The sequence below is a fragment of the Roseobacter sp. SK209-2-6 genome (assembly GCF_000169455.1).
Classification (GTDB): domain Bacteria; phylum Pseudomonadota; class Alphaproteobacteria; order Rhodobacterales; family Rhodobacteraceae; genus Pseudophaeobacter.
Window position 1 is genome coordinate 254,879 of sequence record NZ_AAYC01000003.1, and the last position, 18,981, is coordinate 273,859.

The window sequence follows — 18,981 nt, forward strand, 5'->3', positions numbered from 1 at the left end:
TGCCCTCATTCCGGGTGTTTTGTTTCAAAATCAGATGGTGCGGCAGACATGGACCGCGCAAGGTGCGTGGCGGACGACACGAGCGGCTGTGGTGCCCAGGAAGAAGTCGCTGAGGCCGGGCTTGTGTGAGCCGACGACAATGCAGTCGATGCCATATTTCTCAGCATATTCAACAATGGCGCGGTAGGAGCGGCCCTTGACGATTTCGGTCGTTGCATTGTCGTGACCAGCGGTTTTACGGGCTAGTTCATCGCGAGCCTTGTTTAGCGCTTCGCGCAGAGCGTCTTCGTCCAGGTAGGCGCTGACAGACCCCTGCGGGGCCTCGTAGACATGCAGGGCGATGATCTGACCACCTGGGCTGCAAAGAGTTGCAGCGGCTTTGAGAGTGGTTTCCGAAACCCCGTGATCGAGGGCCATCGGCACCAAGACTTTGTTATACATGGTGTCTCTCCGTCTGTTGCGGGCGTTTCATGCCCAGGGATTCAAGATGATCTTGGGTGCTGCCACCGCGCCCATGCGCAAGTCACGGAATGCGGCGGCGCCATCGGATAAGGGCCGCAATTCGGGCCAGTCCAGAGGACCGAGGCGACCCTCAAAGATGGCCTGAGCCGTGTCGCGGAAATCCCGTGCGGTGTAGGTGTATGTGCCGATAAAGGTGATTTCCTGCAGCGTCATGCGACGCACATCCAAACCGCCCATGTCCTCACCAAGGCCTACATGAGCAATCACACCACCCGGCGCGGTAGCCGCTGAGGCGGCGGCCCTGGTAGCGGCATAGCCGACAGCGTCAATCACCAGCGGCGCTATGCCCTGAAACTTCGAAACGGTCTGCTGGCTGCAGTGCTCCTCCAGATAGGTTCTGCGGGCGGCGTTGGGTTCCAGGATGGTCACGTCCTCCACCCCCATCGCTAGCAGCGCCAGCGCAGCGGCCAGACCGATGGCACCGCCGCCAATCACCAGCGCGCGTCGCTCCATTGCAGGGTGCAGAGCGTCTAACGCCAGCCGGGCTGCGTGCCAGCTGACTGCCAGAGGCTCGGCCAGGGCCGCCTTTTCGAGCGGCACCTCATCCGGCACGGTCACGAGGTTGCTTTCAGGCATGGCCAAGAACTGGGCAAAGGCCCCTTCGCGCGGGGGCATCGAAATGATCTGACGCTCGGGGCAAAGGTTCTCGCGCCCTGACGTGCAAGCGAGGCAGTTTCCACAGGTGACCAGCGGGTTGATGGTCACGCGGCGACCTGCTTGCGGGCCTTCTTCGATCACGCCCGCAGCCTCATGGCCCAAGATTAGGGGCGCTGGACGGCGGTTGTCATGGCCTAGGTAAGCATGCATGTCCGACCCACAGATACCTGACGCCATGATGCGGATCAGATGATCGCCTAAGTGACCAGCAGGGATGGGCACCTCGCGGAATTCAAGTGTTTCAACTCCTTCATAAACCAAGGCTTTCATTTGGCAGTGAACCCCCCGTCAACCATCAGAACCTGGCCTGTCACATAGGCTGACGCGTCAGAGCATAGGAACAGCAGCGGCCCGTCGATATCCTCGAGCCGCCCGTTGCGCCTGATGCAGGTCTGCGCCGCATTGCGCGCGGCGCGCGCTTCATCCCCGAACACCGCCTGGGTTAGCTCGGTCGGAAAGAACCCCGGACCGATGGCGTTGGCGGTGATGCCATGGGGCGACCAAGCCTCGGCCATGGCACGGGTCAGCTGGGCGATCCCGCCCTTGCTAGCGCCATAAGCAATGCCGCCGGGAAAGGCGCGGGAGGTCTGTAGCGAGGCAAAGTTGACGATCCGCCCCCAGCCTTTCTTTTTCATTGCAGGTGCGAAGGCCTGGCTAAGGAAGAAGGGCGCAGAGAGGTTCAGCGCCAGGGTCTGATCCCAGCCTTCGCCGGTCACATCGTCAGCGGCCTGCCGCGTGTTGACCCCTGCCGCGTGGATCAGGATGTCGGGCGCGCCGAAGGGTTTGGAGACCTCGGCAACCAGCGCCTCCAAGCCTCCACGATCCGCGACGTCTGCAACCACATGCGCAGCAGCAGGGCCAATTTCAGCACTAAGGTCTTCCAGAGCCTCGGCCCGCCGGGCTACCGCGATGACCTGCGCCCCGGCAGCTGCCAGCGCGATAGCCGCGCGCCGTCCCAGGCCAGAGCTTGCACCGGTGATGCAGGCGGTGTGGCCCGTCAGGTCGAACAGGGCGCGCGGATCAGCCATTTGCTGTCAGGTCAAAAGTTTCGTCGGGGAAGTACTTCGCCAGCCTCACGTCGGCGGCACGGGCGTGGCCCTCCATCCCTTCCAGCCGGGCAATCCGCGCGGTGGCCTCGGCCACCGGTTTCGATCCCTCGCGAGTTGAGCGCTGCCAAGTCACGATCTTCATGTATTTGTGCACGCTGAGCCCACCAGTATAGCTGGCCGCGCGAGAGGTCGGCAGCACGTGGTTGGTGCCCGCCGCCTTGTCGCCGTAGGACACCGTCGTCTCCTCACCCAGGAAGAGCGAGCCATAGCAGGTCAGCCGCTCCAGCCACCAGTCCAGATTATCGGCCTGCACGGTCAGATGTTCGGGCGCGTATTCGTCGGAACAGGCGGCCATGCCCTCGCGGTCGGTGCAAAGGATCACTTCGGCATAGTCTCGCCACGCGGCAGCGGCGTTGTCACGGTTTACCTCGGGCAGATTGTCGATCAGGCCGGGGACCAGCTGCATCACTTCTTCGGCGAGCGCACGGTCATCAGTCACCAACCAGACCGGGGAGTTGTAGCCATGTTCGGCCTGGCTCACCAGATCGGTGGCGACGATCTGAGCGTCCGCCGCGCCGTCGGCCAGGATCAGGCTGTCGGTGGGGCCGGCGATCATGTCGATTCCGACACGGCCGAACAGGATGCGCTTGGCCTCGGCCACGAACTGATTACCGGGACCCACGAGGATATTAGCCTTGGGCAGACCAAAGAGACCGAATGTCATCGCAGCAACGCCCTGCACGCCACCCATCGCCATGATTTTGTCAGCGCCGCAGATATGGGCGGCATATACAATGGCTGGGGCAACGCCGACTCCAGGACGTGGCGGGGAACAGGCAGTGATGTGCTTGCAGCCAGCCACCTTGGCGGTAGTTACGGTCATGATGGCGCTGGCGATATGACTATAGCGCCCACCAGGCACATAGCAGCCCGCCGCATCCACCGGGATTGCCTTTTGGCCTGTGATGAAGCCCGGCGAGATCTCAGTCTCCACATCATGCACCGTGCTTTTCTGCAACTCAGCAAAGCGGCGCACATTGTCGTGGGAGAACCGGATGTCGGCCTTGAGTTTTTCCGGAACCTGGGCGCAGGCGGCCTCGATCTCTTCAGGGGTCAGCAGCACATTGCCGTAATACTGGTCAAATTTCGCTGCGTATTCCAGTGCCTTGGCGTCCCCCCCGGCCTCGATGTCGTTCAGGATGTCCTGCACAATCACATGGGTTTCAGAGGCATCCGACTTGGGGGTCAAAGCAGCCTTTTTCAGGTAAACACGGGTCATTTCCAAGGTAGTCCTATTTGTAGATATCAGGGAGCAGCGTGGTCGAGATCGGTGGGAAATAGGCGATCAGTAGCACCACGATCAGCATGGTCAGAACAAAGGGTACGGCGCGGGCGGCGATCTTGAGGATGGATTCGCCAGTGATGCCGGAGACAACAAACAGGTTCAGTCCCAGCGGTGGAGTGATGAACCCCACGCCCAGCGCGGTGATCATCATGATGCAGAACTGGATCTCATTCATGCCGATATTGTCGGCCAGCGGTTTCAGGATCGGCGCCAGGATCACGATGTTGGGCGTTGTCTCCATCACACAGCCAGCAGCGATCAGGATGCAGATCATAAGCAAGATCAACACGGCCGGATCATCGGTCAGCCCGGTGACGGCCGTCACGAACCCCTGTGGCACACCCATGATCGCCAACGCCTCTGCCAGGGGAGCGGAAAAGGCTATGATGGGCAGGATCACCCCGTTTACCTTGGCCGAACTCACCAGCATCGCCGGGAAATCCGACAGGCGTAGGGTGCCGAGGACAAAGCCCATCAGGATGGTGACGACCACGGCGGTGGCGCCAGCCTCGGTCGGGGTCAGGCGACCCGAGAAGATGCCGTAAAAGATGATGCCGGGTACGATAAATGCATACCAGCCAGATTTCAGCGACTTGCCCAGGTTGCCCAGCCACTCGCCGACCCCCATGTTGCCGCCGGTTTCATAGGTGTAGAGGCGGTTCATGATGATGTTGGTGATCAGGATGGACACCAAAATCGCAATTCCGGGGATCAGCGCCGCAAGGAACAGGGTCGAGGCGGAGATGCCCAGCACGAGGCCGATGATGATATAGGCGATCGAGGGCGGGATCAGGATGCCGGTACAGGCCCCCGCCGCCACCAGGGCGCAGGCATAGGGGCGCGGATAGCCGCTTTCGACCAGCCGGTTGATGGTCATCCGGCCCACGGCGGCAGCGCCTGCCGCATCGGAACCGGAGATCGCCGCAAACATGCCGCAGACCAGCACCGTGGCGGAGCCGAAACCGCCGCGTGTCCAGCAAGTCAAAGCTTCGGCCACGTCCAGGAATTTCTTGCTGAGCCCGGTCCTCACCAGCACGTCTCCGGTCAGGATGAACAGCGGCACCGCCGTCAGGGCGAATGCGTCAATTCCGGTGAACAGGCTTTCACCAACCGCGCTTAGCGGCAGGTCGCCGGACATCACCAGCATGGTGATCGCGGCCGCACCGATCGCGGCCCAGACCGGCACCGCCAGCGCGATGAGCGCGACGAACATGATCACAGGGACATAGAAATCCCAGCCCAGCTCGACCGTTTGATTGAGTGTACTCCACAGCATCGCTCAGTTTCCTCAATCAAACAGCTTGTCGCCTTCAAAGACGGGTGTGCCGTCTCGAAGACTGCGCCAGTCGCGCAGGAAGGATTGCAGCAGACGCCAGATCATCAGGGCGAAGCCCGCAGGCACCGCCATCAGGAACCACACCATAGAAATGCGCAGCCCGTGGCTGACCGAGCCAAATTTGGCCGAGACAAGAACCGTTTCGAACGACCAGTAAAGCGCGACAAGCGCGACCAGGAACATCACCAGGTCGCCAAAGATGTACATCAGCGCCTTGGGGCGTGGCCCCAGGTAATGCATCAGCACATCGATGCGAATATGGGCGCGTTCCTTGACCGCCGCTGCCGCGCCGATCCAGGCCAGGTAGATGAAGGAATAGCGGACGATTTCCTCGCCCCAGATCGAGGAATAAGCAAACAGCTCACGCCGCAGCACCTCAATCGCCATGGTGATGACCAGCATCACGTAGAACACCAAAAGCAGCCAGCGCTCAGCGTTCCTGTCTATGTTTCGGAGAATGCTCATTGCCACGCTCGGGTTCCAAAGACGCCTAAGGGTTCGGCCTCAGAAGGCCGACGCTAAGGCGTGGGTAAGGGAAAAGGGGGGCGGACGTCCCTGGGGCAGCGCCCGCCCGTAGTCGGATCAGGCGTCGTGGACGTAGTATTTGCCTTGCGTCCCGGCGGCCTCTTCCATTTTGGCGAAGTTGTCCATGGAACCTGCTAGCTCGGTTTTAAAGCTGTCCCATTCAGACCGCTGATACCCGCCTGCATCCTGCCATTCGGCCAGCTGGTCAGCGCTGAGCGAATGGAACTGCACGCCTGCCTTGGCCAGTTCTGACATTGCATAGGCGCGCGCAGAAGGCACCTTGGACAAGTTTTGATGGCCGGTCATTTCGGCCCCCCACATCACACCGTCCTGAACGTCCGAGGGCAGCGAGTTGAACCACTCTAGGTTACAGGAATAGACCTGACTGTCCGGCACCGCCTGGGTGAAGGTCACATGGCTGAGGATATCCTTGAAGCCAAAGACATAAAGCGCGCCGACGGACGGGTCGAGCGCGTCCGCCACGCCCTGTTTGATGGCCGATGGTGTTTCCCCCCAGGCCACTGGCGTCGGGTTGGCGCCGACCATGCGGTAATACTGTTGTAACATCTTGGATCCCGGCACCCGGAACTTTACACCTGACATGTCACCGGGCGAGGTCACGGCATTTCCCCCCTTGCGTACGGCCACCACGCGGGGGTCAATATTCACATAGAACAGTGCCTTGAAGCCGTTCTCTTCGACCTTGGGTTCGACATTCGACTTCCAGAAATCCGATGTCACTAGGTTGGTGAACCGCTGGTTCGAGCCGCACAGGTACGGCATGTTGATCAGATCAACGGTCGAGGCAAAGGGGGCAAAGTTCGACAACGAATGTTGCGCCGCCTGGATGGTGCCACCTTGCACCTTCTGCACTAGCGCGCCACCTGCACCCAGTTGCCCGCCAGGGGCAAGTTTTACATAGATTTTGCCATTCGTTGCGTTCTGGATGTTCTCCTTCAGGTCCAGCTGCATGATCGGATAGCTGCGTGAGGCGCCCAATACATAGGCGGTGGCCACGGTCATGATGTGATCCGCCGCGCGTTCCCGCTCTTTCTCTTCCTTGGCGGTCTGGGCTGCCGCTTCGGACGACCAGAGCATACCGCCCGCACCGGCAACCAACGCAGCAGTAAATGACCCGGTTGAGGCCAGTTTCAGAAAATTACGGCGCTCAACGGATTTGAGGCCATCCTTGCCATTCGTCATTGTCTTCCTCCCTTGAAGATCAGTCAGCTGCCGTTCTTGTTCTTGTGGTCAGCTTCGCGCTTGAGAATGCCCGCCACGAAAAGGATCGAGGCGGCAAACAGAACCAGCATCTCCCCGACATCCCCAAGCACACCGCCATTTCCAAATGCGCCCATGGCCACATTGGCAAAGAAGGCGACAAAGATGGCGACAGCACTCCAGAGGAACATCATGAAATCCCAATTTGTTTTCTCGACCCCCTTTGTAAGCGCTTACATGGAAAATGCAAGCGCTTACATTGATGGATGGCATTCCCATTGAATTGTGATAAGCTAGAAGTGTAAGACACAGACAGGCACGTCATGGGAAAAACCCGTTCAGCACCAACACTTAATGACGTGGCCAAGGCGTCTGGCGTTTCGACGGCCACGGTGTCGAGATGTCTCAATTCGCCCGAGCGAGTGATTGAAACCACGCGGAAACGTGTGCTTCAGGCTGTCAAAACGCTGGGCTATACGCCGAATTTCGCGGCACAGGTCATGGCGGCGAATCGCAGTTTCACTATTGGGGCCATTATACCCACAATGGACAACGCGATCTTCGCTCGTGGCCTGCAGGAGTTTCAGGACCAGCTGCGAGAGAGTGGATATACGCTGCTGGTGTCCAGCTCTGCATATGATCCAGAGGTGGAACGGGAGCAGATCCGTACGTTGGTAGCGCGGGGCGCTGACGGGTTGCTGTTAATCGGCCATGCCCGAGACGCGGATGTCTATGCTTATCTTGAGCGTCACCAGGTCCCATCTCTTGTGGCCTGGTCCTATGACCCTCACATGCACCCCCCCTCAGTCGGTTTTGGCAATGCGGCGGCCATGGGTGAACTGGCTCAAAGCGTGATTTCGGCGGGCCATCGGCATATCGCAATGATCTCTGGCAACACCCAAGGCAACGACCGGGCACAAGCTAGGGTCGAAGGCGTCCTTAGGGCGATGGATGAAAATGGCTTGGATGCGAACTCTCTGGCTCTAATCGAAACAACTTATGAAATTGAGAAGGGGGCCGAGGCTTTTGATCAGTTGATGTCCCTTTCTCCACGCCCAACGGTGGTTATGTGTGGGAATGATGTGTTGGCCGCTGGGGCGCTTCGACAAGCAGATCTAATGGGAATTTCAGTTCCAGAGCAGGTATCCGTAACGGGCTTTGATGACATCGAGTTGGCGGAGGTTGTTTCGCCTGCGTTGACAACTGTTCACGTTCCTCACCGTGAAATGGGGCGCAAAGCAGCACGCGAATTGATTGCAATGGTTGAAGGCAAATCAGAGGGCCGCTCTATTTGCATCGATACTAGACTAGTGAACCGCGGTTCTTTAGCAAAGCCACCTCGCCAATAACAGCGATCAGCCGTTTGGTTTTCGGACAGTCAGAACACGAGCCAAATCGAGATGAGCCGGAGCCAACCGGACAAACCGTCGAAGGTTCGACCACTCAAGTAGAGCTGCTGACCTATTTCGGTCGATCAAACCCCGCCCTTGCCTAAACTTGATGTGTTGTGAGCTTGTGCAATAAGCAGGCTGGCCTTTTCGCCAATCATAATAGCGGGAGCATTGGTGTTGCCGCTAACAATCTCTGGCATGATCGAGCAGTCGGCAACGCGCAACCCGGAAATGCCGTGCACCCGTAGCTGAGCATCGACAACCGCTTGATCGGACTGACCCATTTTGCAGGTGCCGGTGGGATGGTAGATTGAGGCAGTATTGTTGCGTGCCCAATCCAGTGTTGCCTCATAGTCATCCATGTCTAGATCCGCATGAGGGCGAAACTCTTCCGATATCTTTGATTTTAGGGGAGCATGTCGTGCAATCCTGCGGGCGATGTTCACCCCGTCCACCACTGTTTGACAATCTGTTTGGGTCGAGAGGTAGTTGGGGATAATTTTTGGATAGGCTCCGGGATCACTGGAATTCAACCGGATTTCGCCGCGAGACTCGGGGCGAAGCTGGCAAACCGACATAGTGAAAGCTGAGAACTTGTCCGCGCCTTTGCCAGGGTTTTCCGCTGAAAGTGGCTGGACGTGGAACTGAATGTCAGGGGTTTCCAACTCAGGTCGCGTTTTCAGGAACCCGGTGGCCAGACTGGCAGCCATGGTCATGGGACCAGCCCGGAACATCAGATATTTCAGCCCGATTTTTGCCTGCCCCAGGAGTGAGCTTACCTCGTCATTTAGGGTTGGCTCGTTGCACTTATAGACCAGTCGTGCCTGCAAGTGATCCTGCATATTCTTGCCGACACCGGGCAAGTCAACAACCGTCTTGATACCATATTCTGCCAAATGCTCCGCATCACCAATGCCGGAAAGCATCAGGATTTGTGGCGAGTTAATTGCCCCACCAGAGAGGATTACTTCACGATTTGCTTTGATGACATGCGTGTCGCCGGCCCGGTCCTTATAGGCAACACCCGTTGCGCGCGTTCCTTCCAAAACAACACGCTGCACATGAGCATGAGTAATGATTTGCAGGTTTGGCCGTGATTTGACCGGGTTCAAAAACGCCACCGCCGAAGAACACCGCCGCCCATTGCGAGCCGTGAGCTGGAAGAAGCCAACACCTTCCTGATCGGTGCCGTTGTAATCGGGGTTGAACTTGTAGCCCGCAGCGTGCGCCGCAGCAACCCAGGCATCAGTAATGGGGCGTTGAATGCGCATGTTTGATACAGAAAGCTCGCCCTGATCACCATGAAAGGCATCGCCGCCGCGTTCGTTGTTTTCGCTGCGCTTGAACAGGGGTAACACGTCATCCCAACCCCAACCCTCATTGCCCATTTGTCGCCAGCGATCATAGTCCTGTGACTGACCGCGCACATATAGCAACCCATTAAGCGAAGAGGATCCGCCCAGCACTTTTCCTCTGGGCCACTCGATTGATCGACCATTCAGGCCCGGGTCTGGTTCTGTCTTGTAGCACCAGTCCACCTTTGGGTTGTGAATGGTTTTGAAGTAGCCAACGGGGATGTGAATCCAAGGGTTAATATCACGCCCGCCAGCCTCGAGCAGGATCACCTTTTTGCTAGGGTCTGCGCTCAGCCGATTGGCGATGACACAGCCAGCGGAACCTGCGCCTACGATGATAAAATCAGCCTCCAAAACTCATCCCTCCAGTTGCTCACGAAAAAAAGTCTATGCAGATTGCATGAATTGCGCTAGCTTTTTTTGAGATAAAACGTCTCAATAATGATCATCTAGGGAGGAAGACCATGGGACTCAAGGAGAATCTTCATCATATCTCGCGGCGGGACCTGTTCCGGGTTGCTGGCCGCTATGGTATGAGCTCGACACTTTTGGCGGCGGGGGGCTTTGGAGGGGCCATGAGCCTGGCCAATCTCGCATCTGCTGCGGAATCGACCTATGAGAAGCGGTTTACTAAGCCCGCAAAGCACACGCTAAAGTTTGGTGCATCCGGGTTTAACGCCCAGAACCTTCTGATTGAACGCGCTGGTGCGCTGGAGTTTGCCCGCGATCTGGAAAGCCGTACGGATGGCGAAATTCGGATTGAATTTATTGGCAACAACCAGATCTGTGGTCAGACATCCTGCGTTGAGAAAACCCAGCAGGGCATCGTGGACATCTATGCCGCCTCGACCCAGAACTCGGCAGGCGGTGCACCTTATCTGAATGTGTTAGACTACGCGTATATGTTCCCCGGTCGGGCCTCGCAGTACCACTTCCTATACAGTCCCGAATCGCAGCGCATCCTGCGGGATCCGCTGGAAAAACGACACGGGCTGAAATTCCTGTTTAGCCATTGTGAGCTACGCGGCATTCAACTGGGCCTCGGCTGGGAAGACAAGCCAACCGTGACCAAGCTGGAGCAGCTGTTTGGAACCAAGAACCGTGTCACAGGTACCCAACTTGGCCGGATTGCCATGCAAGCGCTGAACCTCAACCCAGTTCCGGTCGCTTGGGAAGAAACTCTGGATGGCCTGAAACAGGGTTTGATTGACGGGGCCGAGACCTGGGCCTCGGCTGTGGCCTATGCCAATATGTCGCCAGTGGTCAGCCAGTCAGTGGATCTGAAATTCTTCTGCGGCACCGAACACACCTCTATGAGTGCGGCAGTCTTTGATGGACTTGAGGGCTATCTGCAAGACGCGGTCATGGAGAGTGCCTATTGGGCCCAGACCCATGTGCAGGCCGCCAACGAGGCTGCTCTGGTTAAAACCGTTGGACATTCTGACCCGCAGATGCCGGGCACGATCTTTGCCGAAAACAACGTGCGCAATGCATTCCTTGCTGATGACCAGATCAAAATGGCCGAGGAAATGTGCTCGCCCGAATTCCAACCGCAGCTTTGGGAGCAATGGCGTGACCGCCTGAACAAATGGGCCGGTGGCATTGATACCTATCAGGAGATCTATGACATCGCACGCCAAGTGCCCAAGGATATGAAGCCAGAGAATGTCGAGCCGCGACGCTGGTGGAAATCCTAAAACCCGATACCATGAAAAAGGATCGGCGTGCAGTTGCGCGCCGATCCTACGTGTCCAGTTAAGACCGGTTTAGCCCGGCGGGCAACAGGGAGGAAGAGATGGGACTCTGGTCTGAGATCAGCGACATATTTGGTGCATTCATGTCGCAAGACAGCTGGGAAATCCGCAATGCGCTCAAAACCGAAGGCGCCTGGGTCTTTGGAACAATTGCCACCGCGCTGAGCGGTTTGATCATGCTGTGGATCTACAAGCTGCTGCCCTGGTTGGATCGGCATCTTGAGCGCACGGTGATGGTCTATAGCTATTTGGCGATTGCCTTTATCATATTTTGGGGCGTCATCGACCGGTTCATTTTTTCCAACCAGCAGCCCTGGTCGACCACCATACCACCGCTACTGTTCATGATCATGGCTTGGTTTGGCGCGGCCTTTAATGTGCGGCTGCGGACCCATCTCAGCTTTGCTGAGTTTCGAACCATGATGCCGCGCGGCGGTCAACTGGCCTGCCTGATGCTCGATGCAGTTTTGTGGTTTATTTTTGCGGTGATCGTGCTGGTCACAACCGCGCGGATGACAGCGCTGTCGGCCTCGAACTTTCAGATCGTTCTGGGTACTGACAATGTTATGCAATGGTGGTTCCTGATCACGGCGCCGATGTCTTTTGTGCTGATGGTGGCGCGGGTGTTTGAAAACCTCTTCGAGGATTTGGCGAACTGGCGATCTGGGGCGCCGCTGATCAAACAGGCTGTGATTGGGGGAGATATCTGATGACTGACGGTTCTTGGGTCACATTGATCTCGCTTGGGGTCACCTTTTTGTTCATGCTCGGCGTGCCTGTGCTACTCGTCATCGCCTATTGGGTGATTGGCTGCTCCTTTGTGCTGGGGCTAACGCTCGACAATATGGGTGCTGAGCTGCTGAACGTCTTCAATAAGGGTTTTGCCCTTCTGGCGATGCCTTTGTTCATCCTCACAGGTGATTTGATCAACCAGTCCGGGATTGCCAGGCGATTGTCGGATTTCGCCTATGCCTGTCTCGGCTGGCTACGTGGCGGGCTCGCCATGGCTGCCCTTGGGGCCTGCGGATTGTTCGCGGCGATCTCTGGCTCGAACTCGGCAACCACCGCTACCATCGGGTCGATGCTACATCCCGAAATGGTCAAAGGTGGCTATGATGAGCGCTTCTCTGCAGCAACCGCTGCTGCAGGCGGTACAGTGGGGATTATCATCCCACCTTCAATCATCTTTATCGTCTATGGCTTCCTCCTAAACTTGCCGATTTCGGACCTGTTTGTGGCTGGCATCCTGCCCGGAGCACTGATGGTGATTGGCATGCAGCTGGCCTGCTGGGTGATTTGCCGGATCAACGGTTGGGGCCATCTGATCCCGTTGCAAATGAGCCGGGTCTTGAAGACTGCCTTTGGAGCTTGGCTTGGTTTCTTTGCCATCGGTCTGGTGCTTTGGGGCATCTACACGGGCAAGTTCTCTCCGACTGAGGCCGCAGGTGTGACCGTTGGTTTCTGTGTCATTGCAGGATTGGTCAGCTACCCGTTCAATCGGATAATGGGATCCCGCAAGGATAAGCCAATTGCTGAAAAATCCTACGCTGAAATGCTGGTGGTCGAAGGCTTTACCATCCCGCAGATCCCATCAGTTGTGGTGCGTTCCGCCCAGATCACCGGCATTTTGGCTCCCTTGATCGCGATCTCAGTGGTGATGCAGCAGATCCTGTCGCTACTGGGGGCGCAGCAGACCATCGGTGATTTTGTCACTTCAATGGGCGGCTACCACGCGGTGCTCTTTACCTCTATGGTGATTGTATTCTTCTCTGGTATGGTCTTGGAAAGCCTGCCGGTAACCATAATCCTCGCACCAATCCTCGCACCCATTGCCGCCTCGGTGGGAATCGACCCGATCCATTTCTCCGTAATCTTTCTAGTGGGGGCCTCGATTGGCTTTATAACGCCACCCTACGGGCTCAACCTCTATGTCGCATCCGGTGTGACGGGCGTTCCCTACTTCCGGTTGCTGCGCTATACCGTGCCCTACCTTGCGGCTTTGATTAGCGTCTGGATACTGGTTGCCTTGGTTCCTGACCTGGCGCTGATGCTGCTGCCCAATAGATAGATATGATGCCATGCCCGACCAGACGAGCTCCACCAAAGAAACCCAGATTCCAACCAACCTGCGGTTACTATTGATCATGGAGGAGGTCGTCCGGCGCGGAGTCGCTGTTAAGCCTGCGCAACTGGTCGAAGCCTTGGGGTTGCCAAAACCGACCCTGCATCGATTGTTACAAACAGCTGAAGAGGAAGGCTTTCTACAACGAGATCTCGACGGCCGTTCCTATGGACCCGGACCCAGACTAAGGTCAATGGCTGTCAACACCATTTCATCCGAGCATCTGCGCACTGCACGTCTGATCATTCTCAAGGCCGTGGCGGAGGAAATCGGCGAAACCTGCAATCTGGCGACGCCAGACCGCGAAGGCATGACCTATCTAGACCGTGTTGAGACCAAATGGCCGTTGCGCATTCAGCTACCCATTGGGACCCAAGTGCCGTTCCACTGCACGGCCAGTGGTAAGATGTACTTGTCGACATTACGTACCTCAACATTGAATAGTGTGCTCTCGGCCCGGGCTCTGGAGGCGCAAACAGCTCAGACGATCACCAGTCCTGATGCGCTACGCGAAGAGTTGCAGAAGACTCGTGAGCGTGGCTACTCGACTGATGATGAGGAGTTCATGACCGGCATGACCGCGATTGCAGTGCCAGTCCTCGATACTCAGCGTAGATTGGTGGCAACCCTTTCAGTTCACGCCCCGGTTCAACGCCATTCACTGAGCCAGATTCTAAAATTCCTCGTGCCATTGAAATCCGCTGCGATGCGCTTGAGCGAGCTTCATGAAGGTCAAGTGGCAGAAAGCTAGCGCCGTGGAACAAAGGATATGCCTGACCAGTCTGAGGGCGCTGTTGGTGGCAACTTACGAGTTAAGTCAAGTAAGATGGATCTCGCTCTTCAGGCAAGTGGATCAGAATATGCAAACTCCGGTTTAAGATCTCGCCGCGTGCCTCATCAATGACCGGTTCTAACGCGGCAATGCAGCGGCTTCAGCCTTGGGTGCTTGGTGGATTTCTGGAGTTTGCAAAAGTCACTGTCTGCGCAGAGCCGTCGTCGTGGACTGTCTGCGATGGTAGCGCCTAGGGTCAGGACCCATTGATTTCCGCCTGGCGTCGTGATTCTCAGTTCGAAAATCGAGCGGTGAACATGTCTGATCTTTTCTGTTTGGGCGATGCGCAGATGGCGCGCCTTGAGCCCTATTTTCCGAAGTCCCATGGAAAGCCACCTGTTGATGATCACCGCTGGACTGGTGAGTGACTACATCGGGGCAAGGGCAGTGATTAGCAGTTTGCCGAATGTCGACCGGCTGCTTGGAGATCGCGGCTAAGACGCCGATTGGTTCCGGGAAGCATTGAAAGACAAAGGGATACGCGCCTGCATCCCGGGTCGGAAGCAGCGCAAAACACCCGCCAGATACGACAAACGCCGGTACAAACGGCGCAACCGTCATCTATTGGCTATGTGTCCTGACCCCAGGTAAGTTAGAGAAAAGACTGCAGCGCGATGATACTAGCCTACATCTGCTTGCTCGGCTCCCGTCCGGGTGATCGTCCTTTTGCACGGTCTTTGAAAGTAATCGCCCACATCGCGGCCAGGATCATCAGAGTCGAAAGGTAGAAGGCACCGTCTGGGGCAAGCCCGAACAACATGAAATCCGCTAAAACGGCAAAAATCAGCGAGAGATACTCAAATGGTGCGAGTTTTGAGATTTCGCTGTGCTGCAGAGCAAGGGTCATCATGATATGGGCAATGCCACCTGCAATTCCTGCACCGCAGAGATAGACCAGCTGCAGAAAGTCAGGCAGGACCCAGCCCCAAAACACAGAAACTCCCCCAGCCACCGCACAGGTCAGCGCAAAGTAGAAGGCTATGGATCCGGCGTTTTCCGTTTGAGCCAGGCTGCGGATCTGAATTTTAGCACCGGCCGTGAAGATCGCCATGACGAAGGCCAGGCCTGCTCCGATCAGATAGGGTTGATCCGGTGTCGCAGCAGTCAAGCCAGGCAGCACTAGAACGAGCATTCCCAGGAACCCCAGGACAACGGCAAGCCAGCGCATCCCGTTCACCTGTTCACCCAAAAGGACTCGCGCCAGCACCACTGCCAGGACCGGGGCCAGATAGCCTATGATCGACGCATGGGCGAGCGGCAGGTATTTCAGCGAGGCAAAGGAGGCAAACAGAGCGGTGCATCCCAGGAGGCAGCGGGCCACATGCGCCAGCGGCCGCTTGGTCCGCAGGCCACTTGGAAATTCCCGTGTCCACATCAGGAACAGAACCAGTGGTATCAGGGCGACGGCGCTTCGAAAAAACACCACCTGGCCTAACGGGACCTCGTCGGTAAGCAGCTTCACAAACACGACCATGACTGTGAAAAACAAGGTTGCGCCGATGCGCAGTGCGATACCTGTGGCTTCCATTGTTTTGCCTCTTGGTGGGTTATCTGGTCTGTGTCAATAGGTCTCGGAGCCTGTCTCCAGCCAGATTGATTGCCAGCACGGAAACCAGCACGGCCAGACCCGGGAAAATCATAATGTGAGGAGCGGTCTGCATATAGGGTTTGCCATCCAGCAGCATGGCCCCCCATTCGGCGGCGGGCGGCTGCACTCCGAACCCCAGAAAGCTGAGCCCAGACACTGCAAGGATCGTGCGTGACCAACTGCTGGTCCAAAGGACCAGCAGTGATGGCAGCACATTCGGCAGAATGTGGCGCCACAGGATCAGCCCCCCAGTCAGGCCGTTCAGGCGGGCCTGAATAACAAAATCCCGTTCTCCGATGGTCAACCCCAGACTGCGGGCAAGCCGCGCAAATTTCATCCAACTGACCAGCGACAGGGCGATGACCAGGTTCACCGTGCTGGGGCCAAACAGCCCGGCAAAGGCAACCGCTGCGATAAGCTCCGGAAAGGCAAAGAAACTGTCTGTTACTCGCATCAGCAGAGCATCGGGGAAGGGACCGGAACGGGCAGCCAGCAGGCCGACGAGCGTCCCTGCGATCAGCCCTGCCAATGACACCACAAGCGCCAGCCCCAGAGACCAGAAAGAACCATAAAGCAGCCGGGTGCCAATATCGCGGCCCAGATGGTCTGTGCCGAACCAATGTGCAGGCTCAGGCGGTGCCAGCCGGTTGAGAAAATTCGCCTGTGCCGGCTGGTATGGTGTCAACCACAATCCTATGCACAGCCCCAGTGCCAGCACCGCCAGAACCAGACCTGTTCTGCGCTTGAACCGGGACAGCGGGCTGCCCGGCAGCTTGGCGCTCTTTTGTAGGAGAACCTCACTCATACCCTCTGCTCCTGCGTGCGGGTCGCCGGGTCACTGGCGGCCTGCAGTGCCTCAGCCAGCGAATTGATCACGACATAAGCAACGGCAAAGAACATCACCAGAAACATCACCATAGGCAGGTCGCGCGACAGCACGGAGCCAGCCAGCAAAGACCCCAGCCCAGACCGGGCAAAGGTCAACTCGACGATGATCGCGCCTTCCAGCAGGCTAGCAAAATCGATCGCAATCATGGTCATAGCCGGCACCATCGCGTGGCGCAGCACGTGCCGAAAGAAGATCTCTCTCTCGGAAATACCGCGCAGGCGCAGGGTTTCGACAAACGGCTGATTGGCCGCCTCCAGCATGAAGCTGCGAAGCAGACGGGTCTGCGAGGCCATCACCCAGAACGCCAGCGTCAGCGCGGGCAACACCAGATGTGCAGGCGTGCCGGTGCCATATGACGGGAACCACCCCAGATGCACGGCAAAGCCCAGGATTAGCAGCAAGCCCAGCCAGTAGCTCGGCATGGCTGCGCCAATAGAGGAGAGCATCACGGCAGCCCGGTCCAGCCATGTCCCCGGGTGGCGCACCGCAAGACTGGCCAACAGAAACGCAACGGCCAGCCCCAGCCCCAGTGACGTTAGCGACAGGGTCACTGTTTCACCAAGATTGCCAATGAAAATGTCCCAGACCGGCGTTTGGGAGGCATAGGACAAGCCGAAATCTCCGCGCAGCACATTGCCAAACCAATAGAGGTACTGGAGCCAGAATGGCTCCTCTAAGTGGAACTCGGCGCGAATGGCCTGGAGCAGTTCTGGCGGGAAGGCAATTTCTTCGGGGTAACGCGCATGGGCAATAGCCTCAGCCCGATCGCCGGGCGAGAAATAGCTGAGCGTGAAGGTAATCAGGCTGATCCCCAATAGAACAAAGGCAAGGCCCGGCAGGCGCGACAGAAAATACTTCATGCGGCCTCATTGGCGTGGCTCAATGTGCCGAGGCTGCGGGCGGCCTCGATCAGGTTTTCCGCATAGGGGCTGGCCGGTGTGGCAAAGAACTCATCGCATGGCTGATAGGCTTCGACCTGCCCCATGCGCAGAACCAGAACCTTATCAGCATAGGCCTCGGCGAACCCCAGATCATGGGTGACCACCAGATATGCGGTCTGCGTCTTGCGCCGCAGCACTTCCATTTGGCGGGCGATCTTCTTTTGCACCAGAGCATCCAGCGCGCTCAGCGGCTCATCAAAAAAGATGAGCTTGGGCCGGGCGATCAGGGCCCGCGCCAGACAGGCCCGCTGTGCCTGACCCAAAGAGACCTGACCGGGGAACCGGCTGTAAAACTCCGATCCCAGCTCGACATCTTCCAGCGCGGCAAGAACGGCACTCTTGCGCTCCTGGACCGTCAGGTTCTGGCGGTAAAGGCTTTCTTGTATAGAAGTGCCAAGTGTCAGCTGCGGGTTCAGAGCAGCTAATGGATCCTGCATCACCCAGCGGGTCTGCGGCAGGCCACTGTGCGTGGGCACAGCCCCGGTGATATCCGTGCCAGAGGGCGTGAACACCAACCTGCGGCACGTTGCGGGCATAACCCCCTGCACGGCTTTCAGCAAAGTAGACTTACCTGCGCCGCTTTCTCCGATGACACATAGCATTCTACCCTGCTGGATGTCACAGGAGACATCTTGCAACAGCACTTTGTCTCCGGCCCTGACTGTCAGGCCTACGAGTTGAAAGACCGGGTCATTCGGCGGCATGGCTGATCTCTGGCTTGGCTTTGTCCCAGCAGCGGTGCGCCACCAGCTCGCGGGAATAGCTATGTTGCGGGTTGGACAAAAGGATGTCAGAAACTCCGCTCTCAACAATCTGGCCGCGCTGCATGATTGCAATTCGCCCTGCAAATCGTGCGGCCAGCGCCAAGTCGTGGGTCACCATCATCACCGCAATCTCATGTTCCGCTGCGATGCGCCGGGTTTCCTGCAGCACCTGCGATGCAATCAGCGGATCCAGCGCTGAGGTCGGCTCGTCCAGGATCAAAAGTTTCGGAGCATCCATCAGGGCCATCGCCAGCAACAGACGCTGCTGCATACCTCGACTCCACTGATGCGGGTAGCTACCGCCCGGATCGGGCAGACCAAGGGCTGATAGAATGTCCCGCTGATGTGAGGTGTGTTTTGCCCTTTTGCGGCGGGCCAGCTGGTCCCATTGCCAGCGCAGGCGGCGCAGCGGATCAAAGCCGTGGGCCGGACTTTGCGGCACATATGCAATGCCGTCCAAGGTGGTTTTTGCGGACGAGGCAAAAGCACGCTGCGCGCCGTTGAACAGAATATGCCCGCTGGTCGGACGCGCAGGGCGGGTCAGGCCCATCACGGCCCGCAAAAGAGTAGATTTGCCCGCACCGGAGCCGCCCACAACCGCCAGCCATTCTTTCGGCGCAATCTCGAGACTGACATCATGCAGAATACCCTGCCCGCCAATTTCGGCGGACAGGGCTTCGATTTTCATCA

19 protein-coding genes and 1 pseudogene are annotated in these 18,981 nt (G+C 57.8%); 6 read left to right on the forward strand and 14 right to left on the reverse strand.

Annotation, left to right across the window (positions count from 1 at the left end; translation table 11 throughout):
* Nucleotides 1-30: 30 nt before the first annotated feature.
* The 8 genes from RSK20926_RS07005 to RSK20926_RS07040 all read right to left on the reverse strand — a co-directional run bounded on the left by RSK20926_RS07005 (nucleotide 31) and on the right by RSK20926_RS07040 (nucleotide 6,846).
* Nucleotides 31-441 carry a universal stress protein gene (locus RSK20926_RS07005; RefSeq protein ID WP_008205391.1) on the reverse strand — a complete coding sequence of 137 codons (411 nt, stop codon included), beginning with the start codon at nucleotides 439-441 and terminating at the stop codon, nucleotides 31-33.
* Nucleotides 442-468: 27 nt separating this feature from the next.
* Nucleotides 469-1,449 carry an alcohol dehydrogenase catalytic domain-containing protein gene (locus RSK20926_RS07010; RefSeq protein WP_008205393.1) on the reverse strand — a complete coding sequence of 327 codons (981 nt, stop codon included), beginning with the start codon at nucleotides 1,447-1,449 and terminating at the stop codon, nucleotides 469-471.
* Nucleotides 1,446-2,207, reverse strand: a complete 762-nt coding sequence (locus tag RSK20926_RS07015; RefSeq protein ID WP_008205395.1) for an SDR family NAD(P)-dependent oxidoreductase — start codon at nucleotides 2,205-2,207, stop codon at nucleotides 1,446-1,448. Before RSK20926_RS07015 ends, RSK20926_RS07010 begins: the two co-directional genes overlap by 4 nt.
* Nucleotides 2,200-3,507 (reverse strand): histidinol dehydrogenase, encoded by a 1,308-nt coding sequence (gene hisD, locus RSK20926_RS07020; RefSeq protein WP_008205397.1) that lies wholly within the window; start codon nucleotides 3,505-3,507, stop codon nucleotides 2,200-2,202. Before hisD ends, RSK20926_RS07015 begins: the two co-directional genes overlap by 8 nt.
* 13 nt (nucleotides 3,508-3,520) lie before the next feature.
* Complete coding sequence (locus tag RSK20926_RS07025) at nucleotides 3,521-4,849, reverse strand: TRAP transporter large permease (protein ID WP_008205398.1); 1,329 nt, start codon at nucleotides 4,847-4,849, stop codon at nucleotides 3,521-3,523.
* A 12-nt stretch (nucleotides 4,850-4,861) separates the two neighbouring features.
* On the reverse strand, nucleotides 4,862-5,374 hold the full coding sequence (locus RSK20926_RS07030) for a TRAP transporter small permease (RefSeq protein ID WP_008205399.1): 513 nt from the start codon (nucleotides 5,372-5,374) through the stop codon (nucleotides 4,862-4,864).
* Between the two features lie 117 nt (nucleotides 5,375-5,491).
* Nucleotides 5,492-6,637 carry a TRAP transporter substrate-binding protein gene (locus RSK20926_RS07035; RefSeq protein ID WP_008205400.1) on the reverse strand — a complete coding sequence of 382 codons (1,146 nt, stop codon included), beginning with the start codon at nucleotides 6,635-6,637 and terminating at the stop codon, nucleotides 5,492-5,494.
* Between the two features lie 23 nt (nucleotides 6,638-6,660).
* Nucleotides 6,661-6,846, reverse strand: coding sequence for a hypothetical protein (locus RSK20926_RS07040; protein WP_037254241.1), 186 nt, complete (start codon nucleotides 6,844-6,846; stop codon nucleotides 6,661-6,663).
* A gap of 132 nt (nucleotides 6,847-6,978) precedes the next feature.
* On the opposite strand from RSK20926_RS07040, the gene RSK20926_RS07045 reads away from it, so the two are divergent.
* Nucleotides 6,979-8,004: a LacI family DNA-binding transcriptional regulator gene (locus RSK20926_RS07045; protein ID WP_037254125.1), complete on the forward strand. Its 1,026-nt coding sequence runs from the start codon at nucleotides 6,979-6,981 to the stop codon at nucleotides 8,002-8,004.
* A gap of 125 nt (nucleotides 8,005-8,129) precedes the next feature.
* Here the strand turns inward: RSK20926_RS07045 and RSK20926_RS07050 are convergent, their stop codons facing one another.
* Nucleotides 8,130-9,755, reverse strand: coding sequence for a GMC family oxidoreductase (locus RSK20926_RS07050; RefSeq protein WP_008205404.1), 1,626 nt, complete (start codon nucleotides 9,753-9,755; stop codon nucleotides 8,130-8,132).
* A 110-nt stretch (nucleotides 9,756-9,865) separates the two neighbouring features.
* Here RSK20926_RS07050 and RSK20926_RS07055 point away from each other — a divergent pair, with 110 nt between their 5' ends.
* From RSK20926_RS07055 to RSK20926_RS22440, 5 genes and pseudogenes are all read left to right on the forward strand, one after another.
* Nucleotides 9,866-11,098 (forward strand): TRAP transporter substrate-binding protein, encoded by a 1,233-nt coding sequence (locus RSK20926_RS07055; protein ID WP_008205405.1) that lies wholly within the window; start codon nucleotides 9,866-9,868, stop codon nucleotides 11,096-11,098.
* 98 nt (nucleotides 11,099-11,196) lie between these two features.
* Nucleotides 11,197-11,865 (forward strand): TRAP transporter small permease, encoded by a 669-nt coding sequence (locus tag RSK20926_RS07060; RefSeq protein ID WP_008205406.1) that lies wholly within the window; start codon nucleotides 11,197-11,199, stop codon nucleotides 11,863-11,865.
* On the forward strand, nucleotides 11,865-13,223 hold the full coding sequence (locus tag RSK20926_RS07065; RefSeq protein ID WP_008205407.1) for a TRAP transporter large permease: 1,359 nt from the start codon (nucleotides 11,865-11,867) through the stop codon (nucleotides 13,221-13,223). The genes RSK20926_RS07060 and RSK20926_RS07065 overlap by 1 nt, the downstream gene beginning before the upstream one ends.
* 10 nt (nucleotides 13,224-13,233) lie before the next feature.
* Nucleotides 13,234-14,028, forward strand: coding sequence for an IclR family transcriptional regulator (locus tag RSK20926_RS07070; protein ID WP_008205408.1), 795 nt, complete (start codon nucleotides 13,234-13,236; stop codon nucleotides 14,026-14,028).
* A gap of 426 nt (nucleotides 14,029-14,454) precedes the next feature.
* Nucleotides 14,455-14,667 (forward strand): annotated as a pseudogene (locus RSK20926_RS22440) (IS5/IS1182 family transposase); the annotation flags it as partial.
* 67 nt (nucleotides 14,668-14,734) lie between these two features.
* Here the strand turns inward: RSK20926_RS22440 and RSK20926_RS07080 are convergent.
* The 5 genes from RSK20926_RS07080 to RSK20926_RS07100 are packed head-to-tail and all read right to left on the reverse strand — an operon-like array spanning nucleotide 14,735 to nucleotide 18,979.
* On the reverse strand, nucleotides 14,735-15,637 hold the full coding sequence (locus RSK20926_RS07080) for a DMT family transporter (protein WP_008205410.1): 903 nt from the start codon (nucleotides 15,635-15,637) through the stop codon (nucleotides 14,735-14,737).
* 19 nt (nucleotides 15,638-15,656) lie between these two features.
* Complete coding sequence (locus RSK20926_RS07085) at nucleotides 15,657-16,502, reverse strand: ABC transporter permease (RefSeq protein WP_008205411.1); 846 nt, start codon at nucleotides 16,500-16,502, stop codon at nucleotides 15,657-15,659.
* Nucleotides 16,499-17,446 carry an ABC transporter permease gene (locus tag RSK20926_RS07090; protein WP_008205412.1) on the reverse strand — a complete coding sequence of 316 codons (948 nt, stop codon included), beginning with the start codon at nucleotides 17,444-17,446 and terminating at the stop codon, nucleotides 16,499-16,501. The genes RSK20926_RS07085 and RSK20926_RS07090 overlap by 4 nt, the downstream gene beginning before the upstream one ends.
* Nucleotides 17,443-18,231, reverse strand: coding sequence for an ATP-binding cassette domain-containing protein (locus RSK20926_RS07095; RefSeq protein ID WP_232281861.1), 789 nt, complete (start codon nucleotides 18,229-18,231; stop codon nucleotides 17,443-17,445). The genes RSK20926_RS07090 and RSK20926_RS07095 overlap by 4 nt, the downstream gene beginning before the upstream one ends.
* A complete protein-coding gene (locus tag RSK20926_RS07100; RefSeq protein ID WP_008205414.1) occupies nucleotides 18,218-18,979 on the reverse strand; it encodes an ATP-binding cassette domain-containing protein in 762 nt (253 codons plus the stop codon). The genes RSK20926_RS07095 and RSK20926_RS07100 overlap by 14 nt, the downstream gene beginning before the upstream one ends.
* Between the last annotated feature and the right edge of the window lie 2 nt (nucleotides 18,980-18,981).

Coding starts and splice junctions, on each gene's coding strand:
- RSK20926_RS07005 (WP_008205391.1), bottom strand. CDS start 441: ATGTATAACAAAGTCTTGGTGCCGATGGCCCTCGATCACGGGGTTTCG.
- RSK20926_RS07010 (WP_008205393.1), bottom strand. CDS start 1,449: ATGAAAGCCTTGGTTTATGAAGGAGTTGAAACACTTGAATTCCGCGAG.
- RSK20926_RS07015 (WP_008205395.1), bottom strand. CDS start 2,207: ATGGCTGATCCGCGCGCCCTGTTCGACCTGACGGGCCACACCGCCTGC.
- hisD (WP_008205397.1), bottom strand. CDS start 3,507: ATGACCCGTGTTTACCTGAAAAAGGCTGCTTTGACCCCCAAGTCGGAT.
- RSK20926_RS07025 (WP_008205398.1), bottom strand. CDS start 4,849: ATGCTGTGGAGTACACTCAATCAAACGGTCGAGCTGGGCTGGGATTTC.
- RSK20926_RS07030 (WP_008205399.1), bottom strand. CDS start 5,374: ATGAGCATTCTCCGAAACATAGACAGGAACGCTGAGCGCTGGCTGCTT.
- RSK20926_RS07035 (WP_008205400.1), bottom strand. CDS start 6,637: ATGACGAATGGCAAGGATGGCCTCAAATCCGTTGAGCGCCGTAATTTT.
- RSK20926_RS07040 (WP_037254241.1), bottom strand. CDS start 6,846: ATGTTCCTCTGGAGTGCTGTCGCCATCTTTGTCGCCTTCTTTGCCAAT.
- RSK20926_RS07045 (WP_037254125.1), top strand. CDS start 6,979: ATGGGAAAAACCCGTTCAGCACCAACACTTAATGACGTGGCCAAGGCG.
- RSK20926_RS07055 (WP_008205405.1), top strand. CDS start 9,866: ATGGGACTCAAGGAGAATCTTCATCATATCTCGCGGCGGGACCTGTTC.
- RSK20926_RS07060 (WP_008205406.1), top strand. CDS start 11,197: ATGGGACTCTGGTCTGAGATCAGCGACATATTTGGTGCATTCATGTCG.
- RSK20926_RS07065 (WP_008205407.1), top strand. CDS start 11,865: ATGACTGACGGTTCTTGGGTCACATTGATCTCGCTTGGGGTCACCTTT.
- RSK20926_RS07070 (WP_008205408.1), top strand. CDS start 13,234: ATGCCCGACCAGACGAGCTCCACCAAAGAAACCCAGATTCCAACCAAC.
- RSK20926_RS07080 (WP_008205410.1), bottom strand. CDS start 15,637: ATGGAAGCCACAGGTATCGCACTGCGCATCGGCGCAACCTTGTTTTTC.
- RSK20926_RS07085 (WP_008205411.1), bottom strand. CDS start 16,502: ATGAGTGAGGTTCTCCTACAAAAGAGCGCCAAGCTGCCGGGCAGCCCG.
- RSK20926_RS07090 (WP_008205412.1), bottom strand. CDS start 17,446: ATGAAGTATTTTCTGTCGCGCCTGCCGGGCCTTGCCTTTGTTCTATTG.
- RSK20926_RS07095 (WP_232281861.1), bottom strand. CDS start 18,231: ATGCCGCCGAATGACCCGGTCTTTCAACTCGTAGGCCTGACAGTCAGG.
- RSK20926_RS07100 (WP_008205414.1), bottom strand. CDS start 18,979: ATGAAAATCGAAGCCCTGTCCGCCGAAATTGGCGGGCAGGGTATTCTG.